Origin of the sequence: Streptomyces purpureus, from assembly GCF_014648195.1 — a bacterium.
Lineage (GTDB): Bacteria > Actinomycetota > Actinomycetes > Streptomycetales > Streptomycetaceae > Streptomyces > Streptomyces purpureus.
Genome location: NZ_BMQQ01000045.1, coordinates 1 through 22770 on the forward strand (window position 1 = coordinate 1; position 22770 = coordinate 22770).

Here is a 22770-nt window from a genome sequence, read left to right on the forward strand (position 1 = left end):
TTCCCATGGGCCCCGGCCCGTTCCGCAGTACCCGGCCCGTACCCGGAGCACCGGCGTTTCCACGGGCCCCGGCCCGTACCCGCAGTACCGGCGCCCCGAGCCACCCCCGCCCGAACCTCAGAAGCTACGTCGCGCCCCGCCGTCCACCGGGATCATGACGCCCGTCAGGTAGGACGCCGCCGGGGAGAGCAGGAACGCGGCCGTGTTGCCGAACTCCTCCGGGGTGCCGTAGCGGCGCAGCGGGATGCGGGACTCGTTGGCGGCGCGGGACGCGGCCGTGTCGCCGGAGAGGGCGTCGAGTTCGCGGACCCGGTCCGTGTCGATGCGGGCCGGCAGCAGGCCGACCACGCGCACCCCGCGCGGGCCGAGTTCGTCGGCGAGGGACTTGGCGAAACCGGCGAGCCCCGGACGCAGGGCGTTGGAGATCGTCAGCCCCGGGATCGGCTCGTGCACCGAGCCGGACAGCACGAAGCCGATCACACCGCCCTCGGTGAGCGACTCGGCCGCGACGCGGGCCATCCGTACCGCGCCCAGGAACACCGACTCGAACGCCGTCTGCCACTGGTCGTCGGTGTTGTCTCCGGCGAACCCCGGAGCCGGTCCGCCCACGCTCACCAGAATCCCGTCGAAACGGCCGAATTCGGTACGAGCCTTGGTGATCACGCGCTCCGCCGCCGTCGGGTCGGCGTTGTCCGCCGCGACACCGACGGCGTTCGGGCCCAGCTCCGCGGCCGCGTCGGCCACCGACTTCTCGTCCCGGCCGGTGATCACGACCTTCGCGCCGTCGGCGGTCAGCGCCTGCGCCGAGGCGCGGCCCAGTCCCCGGGTGGCTCCGGTGACGACATAGACACGGTCCTTCAGTCCAAGATCCATGGACCTATCCTGCCGTCTCGTCCCCCGCCAGCGCGAGGGCCGTTCCCACCAGACCGATATGGCTGAACGCCTGCGGGAAGTTGCCCAGCTGGCGGCCCGTCACCGGCTCGTACTCCTCGGCGAGCAGCCCCACGTCGTTGCGGAGCGCGAGGAGCCGTGCGAACAGCTCCCGGGCCTCGTCCGCCCGCCCCGTGATCAGCAGCGCGTCCGCCAGCCAGAAGGTGCAGGCGAGGAACGCCCCCTCCTGGCCGGGCAGCCCGTCCACCGGCAGGCCTTCGGTGGAGTAGCGGCGGACCAGCCCGCCGTGGCCCAGCTCTTCCCGTACCGCGTCGATCGTCCCCACCACCCTCGGGTCGTCCGGCGGCAGGAACCCGACCCGGGGGATGAGCAGGGTCGCCGCGTCCAGCTCCCGTGAGCCGTAGAACTGGGTGAAGGTGTTGCGGTCGGGGTCGTACGCCTTCGCGCAGACCTCCCGGTGCACCTCCTCCCGCATCGCCCGCCAGCGGGCCGGGTCGCCCGGGAGCGACGGATCGGCCTCCAGGGTGCGCACGGCACGGTCCGCCGCGACCCAGGCCATCACCTTGGAGTGGGTGAAGTGGCGCCGGGGACCGCGCACCTCCCACAGTCCTTCGTCCGGCTCGCGCCAGGTCGACTCCAGGAACCCCAGCAGGCTGAGCTGGAGACTCCAGGCGTGCGTCTCGGACATCAGGCCGGCCTCGCGCGCCTGGTACATCGAGTCGATGACCTCGCCGTAGACATCGAGCTGGAGCTGGTTCACGGCCGCGTTTCCGATGCGTACGGGAGCCGATCCCGCGTAGCCGCGCAGCCATGGCAGGACCGTCTCGGGCAGCCGGCGTTCCCCGGCGGGCCCGTACATGATCTGCAGGTCGGCCGGGTCGCCGGCGACCGCCCGCAGCAGCCAGTCGCGCCAGGCCCGCGCCTCGTCGGTGTAGCCGGCGGCGAGCAGCGCGTTCAGGGTCAGGGTGGAGTCGCGCAGCCAGCAGTAGCGGTAGTCCCAGTTGCGCACGCCGCCGATCTCCTCCGGCAGGGAAGTGGTCGGTGCGGCGACGATCCCGCCGGTGGGGGCGTAGGTCAGCGCCTTCAAAGTGATCAGGGAGCGCAGCACGGCTTCCCGGTAGGGCCCTTCGTAGCGGCAGCGGCCCGCCCATTCCTTCCAGTCGGCGAGGGAGTGCTCCAGCGCTTCGTACGGGTCGAGCAGCTCGGGGCGCGGCTCGTGCGAGGGATGCCAGGTCAGGACGAACGCCACCTTCTCGCCCGGCTCGACGGTGAAGGACGAGCAGGTGGCGTTCTGCTGCCCCCAGGTCTTCACCTCCGGCTCGCTGCGCAGCCATACGGAGTCGGGGCCGGCGATCGCCACCCGCCGGCCGTCGGTGCGCCGCACCCACGGCACGATGGATCCGTAGTCGAAGCGCAGCCGGAGCACGGAGCTCATCTCCACCCGGCCGCTGACCCCCTCCACGATCCGCATGACATCGGGGGCCACGTCGCGCTGCGGCATGAAGTCGAGGACCCGCACCGTGCCGGTGCGGGTCTCCCAGAGCGACTCCAGGACGAGGGAGTCGCCGACGTAGCCGCGTCGGGTGCAGACGCCGGCGCCCTTGGGGGCGATCCGCCAGTGGCCGTTGTTCTCGTCACCGAGGAGGGCCGCGAAACAGGCGGCCGAGTCGAAGCGCGGCAGACACAGCCAGTCGATCGACCCGTCCTTGCCGACGAGCGCGGCCGTCTGCAGATCCCCGATGAGGGCGTAGTCCTCGATGCGTTGCGTCACGCTCTGGCGTGTTCCCGGTCGGGGCGGGGACTAAGCAGAAGCGTTCTTACGGCGCGGAGGGCGCCGGTTCGGGGGCCTGCGGGGCACGCGGGGCCGCGGCTGCCTCCTCGCGGTCGCGCTTCTCACGCCGGACGAGGATCACCCAGCCGACGGGCACGCCCGCGGCGAACAGCCACCACTGCACTGCGTACGCCATGTGCGCGCCGATGGAGTCGTGGTCGGGCTCGGGGATCAGCTCGGGTGTCTCGGCGGCCGGTTCGGGGGAGGTCTGCTCGATGTATCCGCCGAGGACCTGCCGGCCCAGTGCCTTCGCCTGCTGTCCGCTGCTGATGAGCATGATCTGGCGGGGCGGCAGACCGCGCAGGTCCTTGATGCCGCTGGCGCTGGTGGTCTCGTCGGCCTTGAGGCGGCCGGTGACCGTGACCTCGCCGCGGGGGGCGGGCGGCACCTCCGGGAAGGCCATCTGGTTCGGGGCGGCGGGGATCCAGCCGCGGTTGACCAGGACCGCGCGGCCGTCCTTGAGGAGCAGCGGGGTCAGGACGTGCACGCCGACCTTGTCCGAGGCGGAGGTGCGGCGGCGTACGACGACCTCGTGCGCGGTGTCGAAGGTGCCGGTGGCGGTGACCCGGCGCCAGTAGTCGGCGCGGGGGACGGTGTGGCCGGGAGAGGTGAGTGCGGTGACCGGGACGGGCTCGGCCCGCAGGTTTCCGGCGATCAGCGCGTTCTGCGCGACCCGCTTCTCGTGCCGGTGGAACTGCCAGAAGCCCAGCTCGACCATCGTCGGGATGAGCACGAGGGCGATGAGGGTGAGAATCACCCACTGCCGGGACAACAGGAAGCGGTACACCCCACGACGGTACAACTCGGGTCGCGGGGTGCACGCACGGGGGTTCGGGGGATGTGGCCGGGGGCGGGGGGAAGGCCGCCGGGTGGCGACGGGGGCCGTGAGGGAGGGCCGGCGGGTGTCCTCGGCCCGGCGCCGTCGGGGCCGGCAGGCGTCCTCGGCCGGGCGCCGGGCGCCCGGGTGCCGGCGGGCGTCTTCGGCCTGCGCCGCCGGGTGCCGGCCGATGCTTCAGACGTGGTCGACGATGCCCGCCTTCCCCTCCGCGCGGGCGCAGTGCCCGCCGCAGAACCACTGCCCCTCGACCTCGACGCCCTGGCCGATGATCTGGACGCGACAGTGCTCACAGATGGGCGCCATGCGGTGGATGGCGCAGGAGAAACAGTCGAAGACGTGCACCGCGCCCTGCGCGTGCACCTCGAAGGACATGCCGTAGTCGTTTCCGCAGACCTCGCAACGTGCCATGCGCCACAGGGTGCGATGCCCGGCGGACGAAGGACGGGCGGCACGCCCGGCCGGTCACCCGTCTGCCGGGGCGACGTCCCGCAGCAGCTGGGTGAAGGCGGCCTCGTCGACCACCGGCGTGCCGAACGACCTCGCCTTGAGCGTCTTGGAGGTGGCCGCGTCGGGGTCGTTGGTGACCAGCAGGCTCGTCAGGCGGGAGACGCTGGTGGCGACATGGAGACCCGCCTCGACGGCCCGGTCCTCCAGCAGCTCGCGGTCGATCGAGGTGTCACCCGAAAACGCCACCCGCATGCCCTGTTTGAGCGGTTTGTCCGCTTCGTAGCGCCCGGGGTTGGGGTACGGGCACGGGGGCCGCTTCCGCGAGGGCCGCCAGCTGTTGTGCCGGTACGACGCCTGGTACCCGATCCGGGGCGTGGCCGGGGCCGCCGCCCACTCGGTGAGCGGCCGGCACTCCAGCAGCGGCAGCCTTACGCCCCGCTCGGCCGCCGTGTGCAGGCTCGGCCGGAACGCCTCCGCCAGCACGCGCGCGTCGTCGAGGGCGTTGTGCGCGCGCTGCTGCACGACGCCGAAGTGCGCGGCGAGCGACTCCAGCTTGTGGTTGGGCAGGGGCAGCGCCAGCTCCTTGGAAAGGGCGATCGTGCACAGCCGCTGCCGGGTCGGCGCGGTCCGCTCGGCCCTGGCGTACTCCCGGGCGATCATCGACCAGTCGAAGATGGCGTTGTGGGCGACGAGCACCCGGCCGTCGAGCCGCTCCGAGAACTCGGCGGCGATCTCCCCGAAGAGCGGGGCGTCTTCCAGTACGTCCGTGGTGAGCCCGTGGATCCACACCGGGCCCGGGTCGCGCTCCGGGTTGACCAGCGTGTACCAGTGGTCCTCGACATTGCCCTGGGCGTCGAGCCGGTAGACGGCGGCGGACACTATCCGGTCGTCGCGAGCGAGTCCGGTGGTCTCCACGTCGACGACCGCGTACCCCTGTGGGTAGGCGGCCGGCCACGTCGCTGTCGTCAGGTCGTCGAGCATGGTCACAGAGAATACGGGCCGCCACTGACATCGACGCCCCCGGAGCCCGCCCCGGGCCCGCCGCCCGCCCCCGTGTTGACCCGGTCACCGGCCCGGCGGCGCGCGTGGTAAGGGAGTTGACGCCCGGCCCGGTCGGCACCGACCGGGCCGGGCGCCGGGGTCAGGCCCGGTCAGGGAGCGTCGGCGGTGAGCAGGCCGGCCACGAGCGCCCGGGTCGACCGGGTGAAGAGCCGGTCGGCGTCGACCGGCCCGCCCAGCGAGCGGGCCAGCGCCGGGTCCTGCTCGCCCGTCTCGGCGTCCCACAGATCCTGCTCTCCCGGAGACTGCACCGGCGCCCGTTCCCGGTTGCGCTCCACCAGGACGAAGCCGACGACATGGAACTGCACCGCGCGGACGGCGTCGGCGGCGCGCGCGCCGCGCAGCCCGGCCGCGTGCACCTCGTGCACCAGCGAGCGCTGGACCGGCAGGAACATCCGCTCCGTCAGGCCGCGTTCGTGCACCATCGCGACCAGATGCGGACGCTCGCGCAGATCCCGCCGCAGGCCCCGGGCGACCGAGACGATCCGCTCGGCGGGGGTGCGGCCGCGCGCGGCGACGACGCCCAGATCGGCGACCGTCCGCGCCACGAGCGCGTCGAGGAGCGACTCGCGGTTGCCCACGTGCCAGTAGATCGAGGTGACGGCCGTGCCCAGCTCGGCGGCGAGCTTGCGCATGGTGAGCGCGGCCGGACCGTGCTGCTTCACCAGCGCCGCAGCGGCCTGAAGCACCTCTTCGCGGGTGAGTGCGGCGCGTGCCATGTGTGTCAGCCCCCCAACTCCGGTGCGTGCACGGCTCTTTACCCCTCATCGGTGCCGGTGTAACTGTGTTACAGGCCGTCGATCCCCCTCAATCCCTGAAGGGTGGTACGTCATATGGCACGTGTACGGTACGGGGCGCGCACCGAGGCCGAGATCGCCGCAGCGCGCACCGCGAGCGCCAAGCTCCCCGACATCTGGTCCACCGGTGTCGTCGCGGTCTGGGAGACCGACCCGGACGCCCTCGCGGCGGTCCTCCCGCCGCCGCTCAAGCCCACCGACCGGCCCCTGGTGCGAGCGAACATCAGCAAGGTCGACCTGCCCGGCTATCCGCTCGGCGCCGGATCCGTCGCGGTCGCCGCCGCCCACGGCGACCAGCGGGGCTGGTATCCGCTGGTGATGCCGATGACCCACGAGCGGGCGCTGACCGGCGGCCGAGAGGTCTTCGGCGAGCCGAAGAAACTGGGCGAGGTCACCGTCGAACGCGACGGACTGACCGTACGGGCCGCGCTGGCCCGCCACGGCATCGCCTTCGTCGAGGTGCGCGGCGCGGTCTCCGGGACCCTGCCGCTGCCGGAGCCCACCGAGAAGGTCGACTTCTACTTCAAGTTCCTGCCCGGCGTGGACGGTTCCGGGTTCGACGCCGATCCGGTCCTGGTGCACTGCGTCCGTAACGAGAAGGTGCGCGCGCTCGAAAAGGTCACCGGTGACGTCGTCCTGCGTGAGTCGATGTACGACCCGGTCGCCGATCTGCCCGTACGCCGCCTCGTCGAGATCACCATCGGGGAGAAGACCACCGACCAGAAGGGCAGGGTCGTCGAGCGGGTGAGCGCCCAGGCCCTCCTGCCCTACATCCACCAGCGCTACGACGATCCCCAGCAGATCCTCGACGGACCGCCGCAGGGCAGCGTCCGTGAAGGGCACCGGACGAAGGGCGTCCGATGAAGCTGACCGCGGGGCAGACCGCCGTCGTCACCGGCGCGGCGAGCGGCATCGGCCGCGCCATGGCCCGTCGCTTCGCCGCCGAGGGCCTGAACGTCGTCCTCGCGGACGTCGAGGAGGGCTCCCTGCGCCAGGCCGCGGACGAGCTGGCCGGGGACGGCGCCCAGGTCCTCGCCCGTACGGTCGACGTCTCCGACCGGGACGCGGTCACGGCCCTGGCGGCCGCCGCGTACGACACCTTCGGCGCCGTGCACGTCCTGTGCAACAACGCCGGTGTCGGCTCCGGCGCCGAGGGACGGATGTGGGAACACGAGCCCAACGACTGGAAGTGGGCGTTCTCCGTCAACGTCTGGGGCGTCTTCCACGGCATCCAGGCCTTCGTCCCCCGCATGATCGCGAGCGGCGAGCCGGGCCATGTCGTCAACACCTCCTCCGGCGACGGCGGCATCGCCCCGCTGCCCACCGCCTCCGTCTACGCCGTCACCAAGGCGGCCGTCGTCACCATGACCGAGTCGCTGTACGCGCACCTGAAGGCGGAGCACGCGCGCGTGGGGGCCTCCGTCCTCTTCCCCGGCCCGCACATGCTCCGCACCGGCCTGTGGGAGTCGCACCGCAACAGGCCGGCCCGCTACGCCAAGGAGCGGCCTCGCAGGACCCCGTACCGCAGCCTCGACCAGTGGGAGGCGGCGATGAAGGAGGCCGGGCACGAGGTCGCCTTCACCCCGGTCGAGGAGGTCGCCGAGCACGTCGTCGACGGCATCCGCGCCGACCGCTTCTGGATGCTCCCGGTGAGCGAGCACAGCGACCGCCAGATCAGGGCGCGCTCCCGGTCGATGCTGGAGCGGGCCAACCCGTCGTACCTGGAGAGCTTCATTCTCGACTGAGGGGGCCGTCATGGCCGATCCGAACGACCCGTATCTGATCATCTCCTCCGACTGCCACGCCGGGCTGCCCACCGAGCGGTACCGGCCCTATCTCGACGCCCGCTTCCACCGCGACTTCGACGACTTCCTCGCCGGCCGCGCCGCCCGCCGCGAGGCGATGACCCGGCTCGGCGTACGCAACGAGGCCTTCGCCGAGAAGTGGTTCAGCGACAACGAGGAAGGCCTGCGCGGCGGCTGGGACAGCGCCCAGCGGCTCAAGGAGCTCGACGGCGACGGGGTGGCCGCCGAGGTCGTCTTCCCCGACGCGGACGCCGTCGACAGCCAGACCGCGGCGCCCTTCGGGGTCGGGCTCGGCCTCTCCGGCGACCAGGACCCCGAGCTCGGCATGGCGGGCGCGCAGGCGCACAACCGCTGGCTCGCCGAGTTCGTCGGCGAGCATCCCGAGCGGCACTGCGGGGTCGCCCTGCTGCCCGTCACCGCGGACACCGACAAGGTCGTCGCCGAGATCCACCGGGCCAAGGAGTCCGGGCTCGGGGCGCTGATGATCCCCTCCATGTGGGTGGACAAGGAGCCCTACCACGACCGCCGCTACGACCCGGTGTGGGCGGCCGCCGCCGAGACCGGGATGCCGCTGGTCACCCACTCGGGCGCGGCGCCGCGCGAGGAGTACGGCGACCACCTGGGGATCTACGTCTCCGAGGTGACCTGGTGGCCGGCCCGGCCGCTGTGGTTCCTGCTCTGGTCGGGTGTCTTCGAACGGCACCCCGGGCTGAGGTTCGGTGTCGCCGAGTCCGGCTGCTGGTGGCTGCCCAACCTGCTCTGGTTCATGGACCGGCTCTACCTCGGCGCGCACGGCGGCAAGAAGCTGTCGCCGTTCGCCGAGCTGAAGCGGCCGCCGAGCGAGTACCTGGACCGGCAGGTGTTCATCTGCGCCACCAACACCAAGCGGCGGGAGCTGGCCCAGCGCTACGAGATCGGCGTCGACAACATCCTGTGGGGCAGCGACTTCCCCCACCCCGAGGGCACCTGGCCCAACACGCGCGCGTGGCTGGCGAAAACGTTCCACGACATCCCGGTGGCGGAGACCCGGCGGATGCTGGGCCTCGCCGCCGCGGAGGTCTTCGGCTTCGACACACAGGCTCTGGCCCCGGTCGCCCGCCGGATCGGCCCGACCCCGGCCGACCTCGGCCAGAGCGCGGACCAGACGGCCGTCGAGGCGTCCTGGGCGCGCTCGCGCGAGGTGGGCCGGCACTGGCTGACCGACCACGACTTCCCCGTCCTGGGGGTGACCCCATGAGTGACCGTTACACCGTCATCTCCGCCGACTGCCACGCCGGCGCGGACCTTCTCGACTACAAGCCGTACCTGGAGAAGCGCCACCACGACGACTTCGACGCCTGGGCGGCCACGTACGTCAACCCGTACGAGGATCTGCTCGCCGACACAGCGGACCGCAACTGGAACTCCGAGCGCAGGGTCACCGAGCTCGCCGCGGACGGCATCGTCGCCGAGGTCGTCTTCCCCAACACCATCCCGCCGTTCTTCCCGTCCGCCTCGCTGATGGCCCCGGCGCCCACCCGGGAGGAGTTCGAACAGCGCTGGGCGGGGCTGCGCGCCCACAACCGCTGGCTCGCCGACTTCTGTTCGCTGGCCCCCGGCCGCCGGGCCGGCGTCGCGCAGATCCTCCTCAACGACGTCGACGAGGCGGTGAAGGAGATCCGCCGGGTCAAGGCGGAGGGGCTGACCGGCGGGATCCTGCTGCCTGGCGCCCCGCCCGGCTCCGGTGTGCCCGAGCTCTACTCGGCCTCGTACGACCCGATCTGGGCGGTCTGCGAGGAGCTGGACGTCCCCGTGAACCACCATGGCGGATCGGCGTCACCACCGCTCGGCGACGAACCGGCCGCGCGGGCGGTGTTCATGGTGGAGACGACGTGGTTCTCCCACCGCGCCCTGTGGCACCTGATGTTCGGCGGTGCCTTCCGCCGCCATCCCGGCCTGAAACTTGTCCTGACCGAACAGGGATCGGGCTGGATCCCCGGGGTGGTCGAGATGCTGGACTACTACCACGACCGGCTGGTCGCGGCGGCGACGAAGGCCGTCGGCGCCACGGCGGCCACCGCGGAGTCCAAGTTCGGCGCGGGGCTGGCCGCGTCGATGGGCCGTGGCCCCAGCGAGGTCTGGCGCGACAACTGCTGCGTCGGCGCCAGCTTCATGCGCCCGCACGAGGTGCCGCTGCGGCACCGGATCGGGCTCGACAAGATCATGTGGGGCTGCGACTACCCGCACGACGAGGGCACCACCCCCTACTCCCGCGAAGGCCTCCGCATCGCCTACGCGGGGCTCGCGCGGGAGGAGGTCGCGGCGATGGCCGGGGGCAACGCGGCGCGCGTCTACGGCTTCGACCTGGCCCTCCTGGACCGGCTCGCGGCCGTCCACGGGCCGACGGTCGAGGAGATCGCCGAGCCGCTCAAGGAGGTCCCCGCGGCGGCGACGAGCCCCGCGTTCGCACCGGGCGGGTCGGTCCGTGTCTGGTGAGGGACGGGGTGAGACCCTCCCCGGGTGACTGAACCCACGCACGACGAGGCCCATGGAGGAGCACTCGGCTCACGCCTCAACTGGCTGCGGGCCGCGGTCCTCGGCGCCAACGACGGCGTCGTCTCCACCGCGGGCCTCGTCGTCGGCGTCGCCGGCGCCACCGACGACCGCGCGGCCCTCCTGACGGCGGGCCTGGCCGGACTCCTCGCCGGGTCCATGTCGATGGCGGCGGGGGAGTACGTCTCGGTCTCCACCCAGCGCGACTCGGAGAAGGCCGCCCTGTCCCAGGAGAAGCGAGAACTGCGCGAGCGGCCCGAGGCCGAACTCCAGGAACTCACCGACCTGCTGGCCGCCCGCGGCCTCTCCGCCGACGTCGCCCGCGAGGCCGCGGTCCAACTCACCGAACGCGACGCGCTCCGGGCCCACGCGCGCGTGGAGCTCGGCATCGACCCGGACGAACTCACCAACCCCTGGCACGCGGCCGCCGCCAGCTTCCTCGCCTTCACCGCGGGCGCGCTCCTCCCCCTCCTCGCGATGGTCCTCCCACCCCCCTCCGTCCGCCTCTGGGTCACGGTCCTCTCGGTCCTGGCGGCCCTCGCCCTCACCGGTTGGTACAGCGCCCGCCTGGGCGCGGCCCCACCCGGCCGCGCGGTCCTGCGCAACACGGGCGGCGGGGCGCTGGCGATGGCGGTGACGTACGGGGCGGGGTCACTGCTGGGGGCGGCGGGGGTCTGAGGGGCAGAGCACGGCGTACTGATGACGTCCGTCGTTGGTGGAAGGTGCCAAAAGTTGCTGACAAGTCGTCTCGCATACTTGTTGGTAACAACGTCTAGCGGTGGCCGACGCCCGCCTCTACCGTGCTCGCATGCCGAACCTGCCCGATGTCGTGCTCTGGTCCATACCGGCGTTCGTCCTGCTCACGGTCGTCGAGATCGTCAGCTACCGACTCCATCCCGACGAGGACGCCGCCGGATACGAGGCCAAGGACGCCGCCACCAGCCTCGGTATGGGGATCGGCAGCCTCGTCTTCGACTTCCTCTGGAAGATCCCGGTCGTCGCCATCTACACGGCCGTCTACGAGCTCACGCCGCTGCGCGTGCCCATCCTCTGGTGGACGCTGCCGCTGATGCTGCTCGCCCAGGACTTCTTCTACTACTGGCAGCACCGCGGCCACCACGTCATCCGCATCCTGTGGGCGTGTCATGTGGTGCACCACAGCAGCCGCAAGTTCAACTTCACCACCGCGCTGCGCCAGCCGTGGACCAGCCTGACCTCCTGGCCGTTCTACCTCCCGATGATCGCCCTCGGTGTGCACCCCGCGGCCATCGCCTTCTGCTACTCGGTCAACCTCGTCTACCAGTTCTGGATCCACACCGAGCGGGTCGGGAAGCTGCCCCGGCCCTTCGAGTACGTCCTCAACACCCCCTCCCACCACCGCGTCCACCACGCCTCCCAGGGCGGCTACCTGGACCGTAACTTCGGCGGGATCCTGATCATCTGGGACCGGATGTTCGGGTCCTGGGTGGGCGAGACCGACAAGCCCGTCTTCGGGCTCACCAAGAACATCAACACCTACAACCCCCTGCGCGTCGCCACTCACGAATACGCCGCCATCGCGCGCGACGTGCGTGCCGCGACCACCTGGCGCGAGCGTGCCGGGCGGGTCTTCCGCGGGCCGGGCTGGCAGCCCGCGCCGGGTCCTGACGGCGGGGCCGCCGGGGGTACGCCCGCCGCGGAGCCGGCCGCGTGAGCGCCCGGGCATCCCGGCTGCTCCTGGCCGCCTTCGCGCTCGCCGTCCTCGTCGACCTCGGCTCCCTCGCCGCCGGGGCCGAGCTCGGCCACCGGATCGCCAAGCCGCTGCTCATGCCGCTGCTCGCGGCGTACGCGGCCACCCGCGGGGCGCCCAGGCTGCTGATCGCCGCGCTGCTGTTCGGCTGGGGCGGCGACGTCTTCCTGCTCTCCGGCGCGGAGTGGGCCTTCCTCGTCGGCATGGGGTCCTTCGCCGCCGGACACGTCTGCTACCTCGTTCTCTTCGGCCGCGGCCGGACCTCGCCGGCCCTCGGCCTCGCATACGGCGCCGCGCTCGTCGGCACGGTCGCGCTGCTCTGGCCCGACCTCCCCGCCGAGCTGCGCGTGCCCGTCGCCGGGTACTCGCTGCTCCTCACCGCCATGGCCTACCGCGCGAGCGCCCTCGGGATCACCGCGGGCGCGGGCGGAGCGCTCTTCCTGCTCTCCGACACCCTCATCGCCACCGGGGTCGCGGACTGGCCCCAGCTCCCCGCCCCCGACTTCTGGATCATGCTCACGTACATCGCCGCGCAGGTCCTGCTCACGAACGGTGCGCTCGGCGGCCTCGGACACGCCGCTGCCGGTGGCCAGGCGTACGGTGAAAGACGATCAGCCGTCTGACAGCAAGGACCGCCCGCCATGCGCGCCACCACCATTCACGGCCCGTTCGACATGCGCGTGGAGGACGTGCCCGACCCGGTGGTCCAGGAGGCCACCGACGCCGTGGTGCGCGTGCTGCGCGCCTGCATCTGCGGCAGCGACCTGTGGGCGTACAGGGGTGAATCGGCCCGGCAGCCAGGTCAGCGCATCGGCCACGAGTTCCTCGGCGTCGTCGAGGAGACCGGCTCGGACGTGTCCGGTTTCCGGCCGGGCGACCTGGTCGTCGCGCCGTTCGTCTGGTCCGACGGCAGCTGCGAATACTGCCGGGAGGGCCTGCACACCTCCTGCCCGCGCGGCGGCTTCTGGGGCTCCGTCGGCTCCGACGGCGGCCAGGGCGAGGCCGTCCGGGTGCCCTTCGCCGACGGCACCCTCGTCAGACTGCCGGCCGACGCCGTCTCCGACGACCGGCTGCTGACCGCGCTCCTCGCCCTCTCCGACGTCATGGGCACCGGCCACCACGCCGCGCTCGGCGCCGGGGTCGCCCCCGGCACGACGGTCGCCGTCGTCGGCGACGGCGCCGTCGGCCTGTGCGGCGTCCTCGCCGCGAGGCGCCTGGGCGCCGAGCGGATCATCGCGCTCGGCCGCCACCGCGCGCGTACGGACATCGCCCGCGCCTTCGGCGCCACGGACGTCGTCGCCGAACGCGGCGAGGCCGCCGAGGCCGCCGTCCGCGAGCTCACCGGCGGCCAGGGCGCCCACGCCGTGATCGAGGCCGTCGGCACCGAGCAGTCCATGCGCACCGCCGTCGCCATCACCCGCGACGGCGGCGCCATCGGCTACGTCGGCGTCCCGCACGGCAGCGGCACGGGCCTGGACCTCTCCACGATGTTCGACCGCAACATCGCGCTGCACGGCGGGGTCGCGCCCGTCCGCGCGTACATTCCCGAGCTGCTCACGGACGTCCTCGACGGGACGATCGACCCCTCCCCGGTCTTCGACCTGACGGTCGGCCTCGACTCCGTCCCCTACGGCTACGAGGCGATGGACGGCCGCACGGCCCTGAAGGTCCTCGTCAAGCCGTAGCCCGGCGGCAGGAGCGGCCCCACCGGCCCCACCTGCCCCACCCCCACTCCCTAAACCCACACCGCCTCGTCCCCGCCCGCCACCCCCGGCGGCCGGGCCCACTCCGTCGGTCCGTCCTCGTACCTGACGGGGGAGACGGCGTGGCGGAGGCGGCCGATCGGGCTGGGAGTTTCGCGGAGCCAGTCGCCGGGGTTGTAGCGGGGCATCGACGTGAGCCAGTGGGCCGTCTGAGCCAGGGCGAGGCGGATCAGACGCGTGCCGCCCTGGGCGGACTGCTCCGTCAGGGAGCGGAGGACCGCGGCCGCCAGGAGGTAGCCCGTGCCGTGGTCCAGGGCCTGGGCGGGCAGCGCGCCCGGATGCTCGGAGGTGCCTTCGAGGTCGGCGATGCCGGTCGCGACCTGCACCAGGGAGTCGAAGCCGCGCCGCTCGCCCCACGGGCCGTAGTCGCCCCACGCGGACAGCCGGGCCACGACCAGGCCCGGCCGGACCAGGTCGAACCGCTCCAGCGCTCCCGGGCGATAGCCGGTGACCAGGACGTCCGCTCCGTCGAGCAGTTCCTCGAACGTCCGCCGGTCCGAGGGGCGCTCCAGGTCGAGGGCGACCGTGCGTTTCCCGAAGTCGGTGTCGGCGTGCTGGTCGGGCAGCTCGGGGTTGTCCGGCGGATCGACCCGCAGCACGTCCGCGCCGAGCAGTGCCAGCGTCCGCGTGGCGACCGGGCCGGCGATGACCCGGGTCAGATCCAGCACCCGCAAAGGCCGGCCCGTACGCGCCCTCGGCGCGGCCTCGTCCAGCCGCTCCCGGGTCAGCAGCGGCCGTCCGGCGACCGCCGCACCCTGATCGTGCGCCGCCCACTCCTCGGCCGTGCGCAGGGCGACCGCCAGACCGCCCGCCGCGTACACCGCCCGCTCCACCTCCGCCGCCGTCCGCCCGGCGATCGCCGCCTCCGCCGCCGTGACGTCCTCGGCCGTGCCCAGCGCGGCGAGCAGCGCCGCCCGGTGGTGCGGATAGTTGGCGTGCGTACGGACCCAGCCGTCGGCCGCCCGCCAGAACCGCGACAGCGGCGCGAAGTTGACCGGCTGCCGCCCGTCGACCAGCAGGTGACGCTCGCTCACGAAGGCGGTCGCCACCGCCCCGTCGTCCACCAGGACCCTGCCCGGGCGCCCCGCGTGCTCGGCCGCCGCCAGCGCGCAGACCGCGACGGTGGCCCGGGCCAGGTCCATCACGGGCAGCCGTGCGGGCAGCAGCCCGGACGGTCCTCCGTAGGCCACCCGGTCCAGGAGGGCGGGATCTCCGTCGAGAATCCGCCACAGCTCTTCCGTGCCCCTGCGTGCCGTCGTCTCCATGACCGGCACTATGGCACCCAGTGCCACGCGACGGGGGTCCGGTGTGACCCACCACACCGGACCCCCGCCGTCTGCCTGGCCGGACGCGTTACTTACGCACCGCGTCCAGCGCGTCGATCATGCCGGCGCCGTAGAAGCCGTTGTCGTACTTCCCGCCTTCGCAGACCGCGTCGACCGTGCCGTTGCCGTCGATGTCGTACGGATTGGTGCACGCCTTCGCATCGGCCTGGTCGTACAGCATCTCCTTGACCCGCGCGGGCGAGGCCTTCGGGTGCTTGGACTTGATGAGTGCCACGACACCGGCCGCGTGCGGCGCCGCCATCGACGTACCGGCCTTGTAGCCGTACCCGCCGCCGGGCAGCGTCGAGAGGATCAGACCGTTGACGGCAGGCGCGTCGGGCGTCTGGAAGCGGGTCGAGTCGCCGCCCGGCGCCGCGATGTCGACGACCCCGAGGCCGTAGTTCGAGTACGACGACTTCAGGCCCTTGGCACCCGTGGCGGAGACCGTGACGACACCCGGCAGCATGGCCGGGAAGTCCGGGCACTCCTGCGGGTTGACCACCCGGGTCACCGGGTTCGTGTCGTTCGGGCTGGAGGTGTCCGTGACCTCGTCCGCGGCCAGGTCCGTACGGGAGTTGCCGGCCGCGGCGACGTTGACCGTGCCCTTGCGCTCGGCGTACCGCGACGCCCGGGTGACCGCCTCGACCAGCGCCTTCTGGTCGTCGTCGTTCTTGCAGGCGTACAGCCACGGGTCGGTGTAGTAGCTGTTGTTGGTCACCTCCACACCCTGCTCGGCGGCCCACATGAACCCGCAGACCACGGCCTCGGTGTAGAAGAAGCCGTCGGGGGTCGAGACCTTGATGCCGGAGACCTTCACACCGGGCGCGACGCCCGTGATGCCGACGCCGTTCTTGGCGGCCGCGACCGTACCGGCGACATGCGTGCCGTGGTCGCTCTCATGCGGACCAGGACGCCAGGATCCGGGAGTGGTGTCCGGAGCGCCGGTCACACAGTTGGCGGAAGCGGCGCGGTCGAAGTTCGGCGCGAGGTCGGGGTGGGTGTCGTCCACGCCCGTGTCGATCACCGCGACGGTGACCTTGCCGCTGCCGAGCGACTTCTGGTGGGCCTTGTCCGCCTTGATCGCCGGAAGGTCCCACTGGAGGGGCTCGAAGGGGTCCTGCTCGTCCGAGGCCTTCGCCGCCGCGGCCTTCGCCTCGGCGGAGGTCAGCGGCTGCTCCTGCGCCCCGATCGAGGTGTCACGCTGCACCGACAGCGGCGCGGTGCGCGTCGCACCGGCCGACTCGACCCCCTTGACCTGACGGATCGTCTGGGCGAACTGCGGGTTCTGGGAGTGGACGACGATGACGCCGATCCGGTCGTAGGCGATCACGATCGTGCCGCCCGCCCTGGATATCGCCTTCTTCACGGAAGCGGCGGTCGAGCGACCGCCCTTCACGTTGACGACGTACGACAGCTTCGGGCCGTCCGTAGCGACGGCGGCCGGGGTGTCGTCCACCGGGGCGGCCGAGGCCGCACCCGAGGGAAGGAAGCCGAGCGAGGCCGTGAGCGCCAGACCTGCGGGCAGCGCGAGTACGCGACCGCGTCTGGATCCCAGATGAGCCATGGGTTCTCCACATCATCCGTGTACGAGAGCTGTCCACACGCCCGTTTGCGCGTAGACAGGTGCATGACGAGCGAAGCTATCGCCGATCATCACGGCCCATCAATGAGTTGAGAAACCCCAATGAAGAAAAAAGGCCGAAGATGAACCACTCCGCCGCGCCCTCCGTGCCGTTGCGCAGGGGAGGAGCACCATCAAGGTGGCACTGCCACCCACCCCCTGCGAGGTCCCTTTGTCCATGCCCACCGCACCCGCGTCGCGAGGAGATTCCGTGACCACCGATGCACCGCCGCCCCCGGGCGGTACGGAGACCCGCCCCGAGCAGCCGACGACCGAGTCGTTCGTCGAGGTGCAGGAGAGCGCGGAATTCGGCGAACTGCGCCGTACGTACCGTTCCTTCGCCTTCCCGCTGACCCTGGCCTTCATCGCCTGGTACCTGCTGTACGTCCTGCTCTCCAACTACGCGGGCGACTTCATGGGCACCAAGCTCTTCGGCAACATCAACGTGGCCCTCGTCCTCGGACTCGGCCAGTTCCTCACCACCTTCCTCATCGCCTGGCTCTACTCACGGCACGCGGCCGAGAAGCTCGACCCCAAGGCGGAGGCCATCAAGTCCCGTATGGAGGGCGACGCATGAGCACCCCCGCCACCGTCCTGCTGGCCGCCGGCAGCGCCTCCGAGCACCGGCCGCTGATCATCACCCTCTTCGGCGCCTTCGTCGTCGCGACCCTCTTCATCACCGTCTGGGCCGGCCGCCAGACCAAGAGCGCCGCCGACTTCTACGCCGGCGGACGCCAGTTCACCGGCTTCCAGAACGGCCTGGCCATCTCGGGCGACTACATGTCCGCCGCCTCCTTCCTCGGGATCGCCGGCGCCATCGCCCTCTTCGGCTACGACGGCTTCCTCTACTCGATCGGCTTCCTGGTCGCCTGGCTCGTCGCGCTGCTCCTGGTGGCCGAGCCGCTGCGCAACTCCGGCCGGTTCACCATGGGCGACGTCCTCGCCTACCGGATGCGCCAGCGCCCCGTCCGTACCGCCGCCGGCACCTCCACCATCGTGGTGTCGATCTTCTACCTGCTGGCTCAGATGGCCGGCGCCGGTGTCCTGGTCTCGCTGCTGCTCGGTATCACCAGCGACGGCGGCAAGATCGCCATCGTCGCCCTGGTCGGCGTCCTGATGATCGTGTACGTCACCATCGGCGGTATGAAGGGCACCACCTGGGTGCAGATGGTCAAGGCCGTCCTGCTCATCGCGGGCACCCTCCTCATCACCTTCCTCATCCTGCTGAAGTTCAACTTCAACCTCTCCGACCTGCTCGGCGCCGCCGCCACCAACAGCGGCAAGGGAACCGCCTTCCTGGAGCCCGGACTGAAGTACGGGGTCAGCGGCGTCTCCAAGCTCGACTTCATCTCGCTGGGCATCGCGCTGGTCCTCGGCACCGCCGGTCTGCCGCACATCCTGATCCGCTTCTACACCGTGCCGACCGCCAAGGCAGCCCGGAAGTCCGTCAACTGGGCCATCGGGATCATCGGTGCGTTCTATCTGATGACGATCGTCCTGGGCTTCGGCGCCGCCGCCCTGCTCAAGAACAGCGACATCGTCGCCTCCAACAAGGCGGGCAACACCGCGGCCCCGCTCGCCGCCCTGGAGATCGGCGGAGGCGCCGGCTCCACCGGCGGCGCGATCCTGCTCGCGGTCATCTCCGCGGTCGCCTTCGCCACCATCCTCGCGGTGGTCGCCGGACTGACCCTGGCCTCCTCGTCGTCCTTCGCGCACGACATCTACGCCAACGTCATCCGCCGCGGAAAGGCCACGGAGAAGGAGGAGGTCCGCGCCGCCCGCTGGGCGACCGTCCTCATCGGCGTCGTCTCCATCGCGCTCGGCGCCCTCGCCCGCGACCTCAACGTCGCCGGCCTGGTCGCCCTCGCCTTCGCCGTCGCCGCCTCCGCCAACCTGCCGACCATCCTCTACAGCCTGTTCTGGAAGAGGTTCACCACCCAGGGCGCGCTCTGGTCGATCTACGGCGGCCTGACTGCCTCGGTCGTCCTGGTGCTCTTCTCGCCCGTCGTCTCCTCCAAGCCCAGCTCGATGTTCCCGGGCGTCGACTTCGCCTGGTTCCCGCTGGAGAACCCGGGCCTGGTCTCCATCCCGCTCGGCTTCCTGCTCGGCTGGGTCGGCTCGCTGCTGTCGAAGGAGGAGCCCGACAAGGGCAAGTACGCGGAGTTGGAGGTCAAGTCCCTCACCGGCGTCGGAGCCCACTGACCCCCGACAGCGCACCGACCCCGGAGTGCACCGACTCCGACACCGTACGAAACCGGCCGGCCGGCCCCGTCGTAGAGTTCTACGAACCGGCCGGTCCGGTCCTCGTGGCAATGGGCCTCTGTCGTTGTCGGTGCTCTCACGTAGGCTCGACCTCATACACATTTCCGGTTACCGGGGAGGGGGCACCCAGTGCTCGTCGACACCTACGGCCGCGTGGCCACCGACCTGCGTGTCTCGCTCACCGACCGGTGCAATCTGCGCTGCACGTACTGCATGCCGGAAGAGGGCCTGCAGTGGCTCGCCAAGCCCGACCTGCTCACCGACGACGAGATCGTCCGGCTCATCGGCATCGCCGTCACCGACCTCGGGATCACCGAAGTCCGCTTCACCGGCGGTGAGCCCCTCCTGCGCCCCGGCCTCGTCGGCATCGTCGAGCGCTGCGCCGCGCTCCAGCCGCGCCCCAAGATGTCCCTGACCACCAACGGCATAGGCCTCAAGCGCACCGCCGCCGCCCTCAAGGCCGCCGGCCTTGACCGGGTCAACGTCTCGCTCGACACCCTGCGCCCCGACGTCTTCAAGACCCTGACCCGCCGCGACCGCCACCACGACGTGCTGGACGGTATGGCCGCCGCCCGCGACGCCGGCCTCACCCCGGTCAAGGTCAACGCCGTCCTCATGCCCGGGCTCAACGACGACGAGGCCCCCGACCTGCTCGCCTGGGCCATGGAGCACGGCTACGAACTCCGCTTCATCGAGCAGATGCCGCTCGACGCCCAGCACGGCTGGAAGCGCGACGGCATGATCACCGCCGGGGACATCCTGGAGTCGCTGCGCACCCGCTTCACCCTCAGCGCCGAAGGCGACGACGCCCGCGGCTCGGCCCCCGCCGAGCGCTGGACCGTGGACGGCGGCCCCCACCGCGTCGGCGTCATCGCCTCCGTCACCCGCCCCTTCTGCCGGGCCTGCGACCGGACCCGGCTCACCGCCGACGGCCAGGTGCGTACGTGCCTCTTCGCCACGGAGGAGACCGATCTGCGGGCGGCGCTGCGCTCCGACGCGCCGGACGAGGAGATCGCCCGCATATGGAAGGCCGCGATGTGGGGCAAGAAGGCCGGATCCGGCCTGGACGACCCGAGCTTCCTCCAGCCGGAGCGCCCGATGTCGGCGATCGGAGGCTGACGCCCGACGTCAGCGCTCGGCGGCCGACCCGGAGTCCGTACGGCCCTCCCACTCGGCGAGCGTCACCACGTCCTTGAGGAAGCCCCGCACCCCCAGGAACTGGGAGAGGTGCTCGCGGTGCTCCTCGCAGGCGAGCCAGGTCTTACGGCGCTCGGGAGTGTGCAGCTTCGGATTGTTCCAGGCCAGGACCCACACGGCGGCCGCACGGCAGCCCTTCGCGGAACAGACCGGGGCCTCGTCGGGGTGGCCGGAGCTCGTCTCCGGGGTCTCGTCACTCACCGGATCATTGTCCACACATGGCGACGCCGGGCAGCCACGGGGGGAGCTGCCCGGCGTCGGTCCGTCGCTCCGACGGGGGATGCGGAGCGCGTACGCAGTATGTCACGGCGAACCGGGTGCGGTGCACCGGAACTTCACGATTGATCTGAGCTTTTCTTGAGCTTTGCGGACCGATGGTGATCGTCTCCGACCTTCCCGGCCGCCCCCTGGGGCGGCATCACCGCTGGTTGTGCGCCTCCCGCGGACGCTCCTCGGCCGCGCCTTCGCCGTCGGCCGGGCGGCTCTCGTCCTCCGGTCCGGCACCCAGCATCGGCCGTACCGGCGTCGGTACGAACGTCGAGGGGAGCGACGGCGCGTTCTCCCGGCCGGCGTTCGCGATCACCACGGCGATGTAGGGGAGCAGCACTCCGAGCGCCAGCGCCACGATCGCCACATGGCGCTCGACGTTCCACAGCACGGCGGCCAGCACCACCGAGATTGTCCGCACGGACATCGAGATCACATACCGGCGCTGCCGGCCACGCACATCGTCGGCGAGACCCTGACGGGCTCCGGTGATCCGGAAGACCTCGCTTCCGCCACGCTTGCGCATCGTGCTCCACCACCCGACATCCGCGCCGGACTCTCCCCGTTCCGGACCTTGTTCCACGGTACGCCCGCCGCTCCCGCGCCGACGAGAGGGGGTACGTCCGGCCGGGCGAACGGCCCACGGCGTAGCGCATCCGGAGGTGTCCGACATGCGCGGTACGGCCGCCGGGTCGAGACTGGGCCCACATGCGCACACCGCGCCGCATGAGGAGGCGACATGAGTTGGTTGTGGGCAATCATCGTGGGTCTGGTCCTGGGTCTGATCGCCAAGGCGATCCTCCCGGGCAAGCAGCAGATCCCACTGTGGCTGACGACCGTGTTCGGCATTCTCGGCAGTATTCTCGGCAACGCCGTCGCGACCTGGATCGGAGTCAACGAGACCAAGGGAATCGACTGGACACGGCACCTGCTCCAGCTCATCGGCGCGGTTGCCGTCGTCGGGGTGGGCGACATGCTGTGGGCGTCGATCAGAGGAAACCGCAGACGCACCTGACCCGAGGCCACTGATCCGGCCCGGGTTCCGCCCGAGGAACGGCGGCGACCCGGGTACGCGTCCGGACGCGTACCCGGGCCGCCGCCGTACGGCGGAATCGCTCCCCGGTGAAACCAGGTCAGCCGGTGAACTGGATCGCGGCGAGGTTCTTCTTGCCCCGGCGCAGCACCAGCCAGCGCCCGTGCAGCAGCTCCTCGCGCGCCACCTCGGCGTCCTCGGCGGTCACCTTCGTGTTGTTCACGTAGGCACCGCCCTCCTTCACCGTGCGCCGGGCGGCCGACTTGCTCGGCGCCAGGCCCACCTCGGTGAACAGGTCCACGACCTGACCGAGCTCGGCCACGCGCGCGTGCGGCAGCTCGGAGAGCGCGGCGGCCAGCGTCGCCTCGTCCAGCTCCGCCAGCTCACCCTGGCCGAACAGCGCCTTCGAGGCGTTGATCACAGCCGCGCACTGGTCGGCGCCGTGCACCAGCGTCGTCAGCTCCTCGGCCAGCGCGCGCTGGGCCGCACGGGCCTGCGGACGCTCCTCGGTCTGCCGCTCCAGCTCCTCCAGCTCGGCGACGCTCCGGAAGGAGAGGATGCGCATGTAGGTGGAGATGTCCCGGTCGTCCACGTTCAGCCAGAACTGGTAGAACGCGTACGGCGTCGTCATCTCCGGGTCGAGCCAGACGGCCCCGCCCTCGGTCTTGCCGAACTTGGTGCCGTCCGCCTTGGTCATCAGCGGCGTGGCGATCACATGCGCGGAGGCGTGCGGCTCCAGCCGGTGGATCAGGTCGAGACCCGCGGTGAGGTTGCCCCACTGGTCGCTGCCACCGGTCTGCAGGACGCAGCCGTAGCGCCGGTACAGCTCCAGGAAGTCCATGCCCTGGAGCAGCTGGTAGCTGAACTCGGTGTAGCTGATGCCGGCGTCGGAGTTCAGCCGCCGGGCGACCGAGTCCTTCGTCAGCATCTTGTTCACCCGGAAGTGCTTGCCGATGTCCCGCAGGAACTCGATCGCGGACATCCCCGCGGTCCAGTCCAGGTTGTTCACCATCACCGCGGCGTTCTCGCCCTCGAAGGACAGGAACGGCTCGATCTGCGAGCGCAGCCGGCCCACCCACTGCGCGATGGTCTCCGGGTCGTTCAGCGTGCGCTCGGCCGTGGGCCGCGGGTCGCCGATCTGGCCCGTGGCCCCGCCCACCAGCGCCAGCGGCCGGTGCCCGGCCTGCTGGAGCCGGCGCATGGTGAGCACCTGCACCAGATGCCCGACGTGCAGACTCGCCGCGGTCGGGTCGAAGCCGCAATAGAACGTGACGGGACCGTCCGCGAGAGCCTTGCGCAAAGCGTCCTCATCGGTGGAGAGGGCGAACAGCCCGCGCCACTTCAGCTCGTCGACGATGTCCGTCACGATCTTC

Annotated in this window: 23 protein-coding genes; 12 read left to right on the forward strand and 11 right to left on the reverse strand. The window is 71.6% G+C overall.

Going from position 1 to position 22770, the window contains the following annotated elements; genetic code table 11:
* Window positions 1-117: 117 nt before the first annotated feature.
* From IEZ01_RS32505 to IEZ01_RS32530, 6 genes are all read right to left on the reverse strand, one after another.
* A complete protein-coding gene (locus IEZ01_RS32505) occupies window positions 118-873 on the reverse strand; it encodes an SDR family oxidoreductase (protein WP_019885241.1) in 756 nt (251 codons plus the stop codon).
* 4 nt (window positions 874-877) lie between these two features.
* Window positions 878-2662, reverse strand: a complete 1785-nt coding sequence (locus IEZ01_RS32510; protein ID WP_189205332.1) for a glycoside hydrolase family 15 protein — start codon at window positions 2660-2662, stop codon at window positions 878-880.
* A gap of 46 nt (window positions 2663-2708) precedes the next feature.
* Window positions 2709-3509 (reverse strand): SURF1 family cytochrome oxidase biogenesis protein, encoded by an 801-nt coding sequence (locus tag IEZ01_RS32515; protein WP_189205333.1) that lies wholly within the window; start codon window positions 3507-3509, stop codon window positions 2709-2711.
* 225 nt (window positions 3510-3734) lie between these two features.
* On the reverse strand, window positions 3735-3968 hold the full coding sequence (locus IEZ01_RS32520; RefSeq protein WP_078513263.1) for a metallothionein: 234 nt from the start codon (window positions 3966-3968) through the stop codon (window positions 3735-3737).
* A gap of 54 nt (window positions 3969-4022) precedes the next feature.
* On the reverse strand, window positions 4023-4994 hold the full coding sequence (locus IEZ01_RS32525) for a DEDDh family exonuclease (RefSeq protein WP_189205335.1): 972 nt from the start codon (window positions 4992-4994) through the stop codon (window positions 4023-4025).
* 164 nt (window positions 4995-5158) lie between these two features.
* Complete coding sequence (locus IEZ01_RS32530; protein WP_189205337.1) at window positions 5159-5785, reverse strand: TetR/AcrR family transcriptional regulator; 627 nt, start codon at window positions 5783-5785, stop codon at window positions 5159-5161.
* 114 nt (window positions 5786-5899) lie between these two features.
* On the opposite strand from IEZ01_RS32530, the gene IEZ01_RS32535 reads away from it, so the two are divergent.
* From IEZ01_RS32535 to IEZ01_RS32570, 8 genes are all read left to right on the forward strand, one after another.
* Window positions 5900-6727 carry an acetoacetate decarboxylase family protein gene (locus IEZ01_RS32535; RefSeq protein ID WP_019885235.1) on the forward strand — a complete coding sequence of 276 codons (828 nt, stop codon included), beginning with the start codon at window positions 5900-5902 and terminating at the stop codon, window positions 6725-6727.
* The gene (locus IEZ01_RS32540) at window positions 6724-7608 is read left to right on the forward strand and encodes an SDR family NAD(P)-dependent oxidoreductase (protein ID WP_019885234.1); all 885 of its coding nucleotides are present in this window, start codon (window positions 6724-6726) and stop codon (window positions 7606-7608) included. The genes IEZ01_RS32535 and IEZ01_RS32540 overlap by 4 nt, the downstream gene beginning before the upstream one ends.
* Window positions 7609-7618: 10 nt before the next feature.
* Window positions 7619-8905, forward strand: a complete 1287-nt coding sequence (locus IEZ01_RS32545) for an amidohydrolase family protein (RefSeq protein WP_019885233.1) — start codon at window positions 7619-7621, stop codon at window positions 8903-8905.
* Window positions 8902-10143 (forward strand): amidohydrolase family protein, encoded by a 1242-nt coding sequence (locus IEZ01_RS32550; RefSeq protein WP_189205338.1) that lies wholly within the window; start codon window positions 8902-8904, stop codon window positions 10141-10143. The genes IEZ01_RS32545 and IEZ01_RS32550 overlap by 4 nt, the downstream gene beginning before the upstream one ends.
* Window positions 10144-10167: 24 nt before the next feature.
* A complete protein-coding gene (locus IEZ01_RS32555) occupies window positions 10168-10878 on the forward strand; it encodes a VIT1/CCC1 transporter family protein (protein ID WP_019885231.1) in 711 nt (236 codons plus the stop codon).
* A 130-nt stretch (window positions 10879-11008) separates the two neighbouring features.
* Complete coding sequence (locus IEZ01_RS32560) at window positions 11009-11893, forward strand: sterol desaturase family protein (protein ID WP_028797382.1); 885 nt, start codon at window positions 11009-11011, stop codon at window positions 11891-11893.
* Entirely contained in the window at window positions 11890-12552 is a 663-nt protein-coding gene (locus tag IEZ01_RS32565) for a lysoplasmalogenase (protein ID WP_189205340.1), read from the forward strand. Before IEZ01_RS32560 ends, IEZ01_RS32565 begins: the two co-directional genes overlap by 4 nt.
* Before the next feature lie 18 nt (window positions 12553-12570).
* The gene (locus IEZ01_RS32570; RefSeq protein ID WP_189205342.1) at window positions 12571-13614 is read left to right on the forward strand and encodes a zinc-dependent alcohol dehydrogenase family protein; all 1044 of its coding nucleotides are present in this window, start codon (window positions 12571-12573) and stop codon (window positions 13612-13614) included.
* A 50-nt stretch (window positions 13615-13664) separates the two neighbouring features.
* Here the strand turns inward: IEZ01_RS32570 and IEZ01_RS32575 are convergent, their stop codons facing one another.
* Window positions 13665-14957 carry a CoA transferase gene (locus IEZ01_RS32575; protein WP_019885227.1) on the reverse strand — a complete coding sequence of 431 codons (1293 nt, stop codon included), beginning with the start codon at window positions 14955-14957 and terminating at the stop codon, window positions 13665-13667.
* Window positions 14958-15045: 88 nt separating this feature from the next.
* Entirely contained in the window at window positions 15046-16581 is a 1536-nt protein-coding gene (locus IEZ01_RS32580) for a S8 family peptidase (protein WP_189205344.1), read from the reverse strand.
* Window positions 16582-16849: 268 nt separating this feature from the next.
* On the opposite strand from IEZ01_RS32580, the gene IEZ01_RS32585 reads away from it, so the two are divergent.
* The 3 genes from IEZ01_RS32585 to moaA all read left to right on the forward strand — a co-directional run bounded on the left by IEZ01_RS32585 (window position 16850) and on the right by moaA (window position 20019).
* Window positions 16850-17215 (forward strand): DUF485 domain-containing protein, encoded by a 366-nt coding sequence (locus IEZ01_RS32585; protein ID WP_019885225.1) that lies wholly within the window; start codon window positions 16850-16852, stop codon window positions 17213-17215.
* The gene (locus IEZ01_RS32590; RefSeq protein WP_019885224.1) at window positions 17212-18840 is read left to right on the forward strand and encodes a monocarboxylic acid transporter; all 1629 of its coding nucleotides are present in this window, start codon (window positions 17212-17214) and stop codon (window positions 18838-18840) included. Before IEZ01_RS32585 ends, IEZ01_RS32590 begins: the two co-directional genes overlap by 4 nt.
* A 189-nt stretch (window positions 18841-19029) precedes the next feature.
* Window positions 19030-20019, forward strand: coding sequence for a GTP 3',8-cyclase MoaA (gene moaA / locus IEZ01_RS32595; protein WP_189205346.1), 990 nt, complete (start codon window positions 19030-19032; stop codon window positions 20017-20019).
* Window positions 20020-20028: 9 nt separating this feature from the next.
* Here the strand turns inward: moaA and IEZ01_RS32600 are convergent, their stop codons facing one another.
* Together IEZ01_RS32600 and IEZ01_RS32605 are read right to left on the reverse strand one after the other, a co-directional pair.
* Entirely contained in the window at window positions 20029-20298 is a 270-nt protein-coding gene (locus tag IEZ01_RS32600) for a hypothetical protein (protein WP_019885222.1), read from the reverse strand.
* Window positions 20299-20515: 217 nt separating this feature from the next.
* Complete coding sequence (locus IEZ01_RS32605) at window positions 20516-20890, reverse strand: DUF3099 domain-containing protein (protein ID WP_019885221.1); 375 nt, start codon at window positions 20888-20890, stop codon at window positions 20516-20518.
* Between the two features lie 213 nt (window positions 20891-21103).
* Here IEZ01_RS32605 and IEZ01_RS32610 point away from each other — a divergent pair, with 213 nt between their 5' ends.
* Complete coding sequence (locus IEZ01_RS32610) at window positions 21104-21379, forward strand: GlsB/YeaQ/YmgE family stress response membrane protein (RefSeq protein WP_028797381.1); 276 nt, start codon at window positions 21104-21106, stop codon at window positions 21377-21379.
* Window positions 21380-21497: 118 nt separating this feature from the next.
* Here IEZ01_RS32610 and tyrS read toward each other — a convergent pair whose 3' ends face one another.
* Window positions 21498-22763 carry a tyrosine--tRNA ligase gene (tyrS, locus tag IEZ01_RS32615; RefSeq protein ID WP_189205348.1) on the reverse strand — a complete coding sequence of 422 codons (1266 nt, stop codon included), beginning with the start codon at window positions 22761-22763 and terminating at the stop codon, window positions 21498-21500.
* Window positions 22764-22770: the final 7 nt, after the last annotated feature.

Coding starts and splice junctions, on each gene's coding strand:
- IEZ01_RS32545 (WP_019885233.1), top strand. CDS start 7,619: ATGGCCGATCCGAACGACCCGTATCTGATCATCTCCTCCGACTGCCAC.
- IEZ01_RS32610 (WP_028797381.1), top strand. CDS start 21,104: ATGAGTTGGTTGTGGGCAATCATCGTGGGTCTGGTCCTGGGTCTGATC.
- IEZ01_RS32540 (WP_019885234.1), top strand. CDS start 6,724: ATGAAGCTGACCGCGGGGCAGACCGCCGTCGTCACCGGCGCGGCGAGC.
- IEZ01_RS32570 (WP_189205342.1), top strand. CDS start 12,571: ATGCGCGCCACCACCATTCACGGCCCGTTCGACATGCGCGTGGAGGAC.
- IEZ01_RS32590 (WP_019885224.1), top strand. CDS start 17,212: ATGAGCACCCCCGCCACCGTCCTGCTGGCCGCCGGCAGCGCCTCCGAG.
- IEZ01_RS32605 (WP_019885221.1), bottom strand. CDS start 20,890: ATGCGCAAGCGTGGCGGAAGCGAGGTCTTCCGGATCACCGGAGCCCGT.
- IEZ01_RS32575 (WP_019885227.1), bottom strand. CDS start 14,957: ATGGAGACGACGGCACGCAGGGGCACGGAAGAGCTGTGGCGGATTCTC.
- IEZ01_RS32530 (WP_189205337.1), bottom strand. CDS start 5,785: ATGGCACGCGCCGCACTCACCCGCGAAGAGGTGCTTCAGGCCGCTGCG.
- IEZ01_RS32580 (WP_189205344.1), bottom strand. CDS start 16,581: ATGGCTCATCTGGGATCCAGACGCGGTCGCGTACTCGCGCTGCCCGCA.
- IEZ01_RS32550 (WP_189205338.1), top strand. CDS start 8,902: ATGAGTGACCGTTACACCGTCATCTCCGCCGACTGCCACGCCGGCGCG.
- IEZ01_RS32505 (WP_019885241.1), bottom strand. CDS start 873: ATGGATCTTGGACTGAAGGACCGTGTCTATGTCGTCACCGGAGCCACC.
- IEZ01_RS32560 (WP_028797382.1), top strand. CDS start 11,009: ATGCCGAACCTGCCCGATGTCGTGCTCTGGTCCATACCGGCGTTCGTC.
- IEZ01_RS32520 (WP_078513263.1), bottom strand. CDS start 3,968: ATGGCACGTTGCGAGGTCTGCGGAAACGACTACGGCATGTCCTTCGAG.
- IEZ01_RS32535 (WP_019885235.1), top strand. CDS start 5,900: ATGGCACGTGTACGGTACGGGGCGCGCACCGAGGCCGAGATCGCCGCA.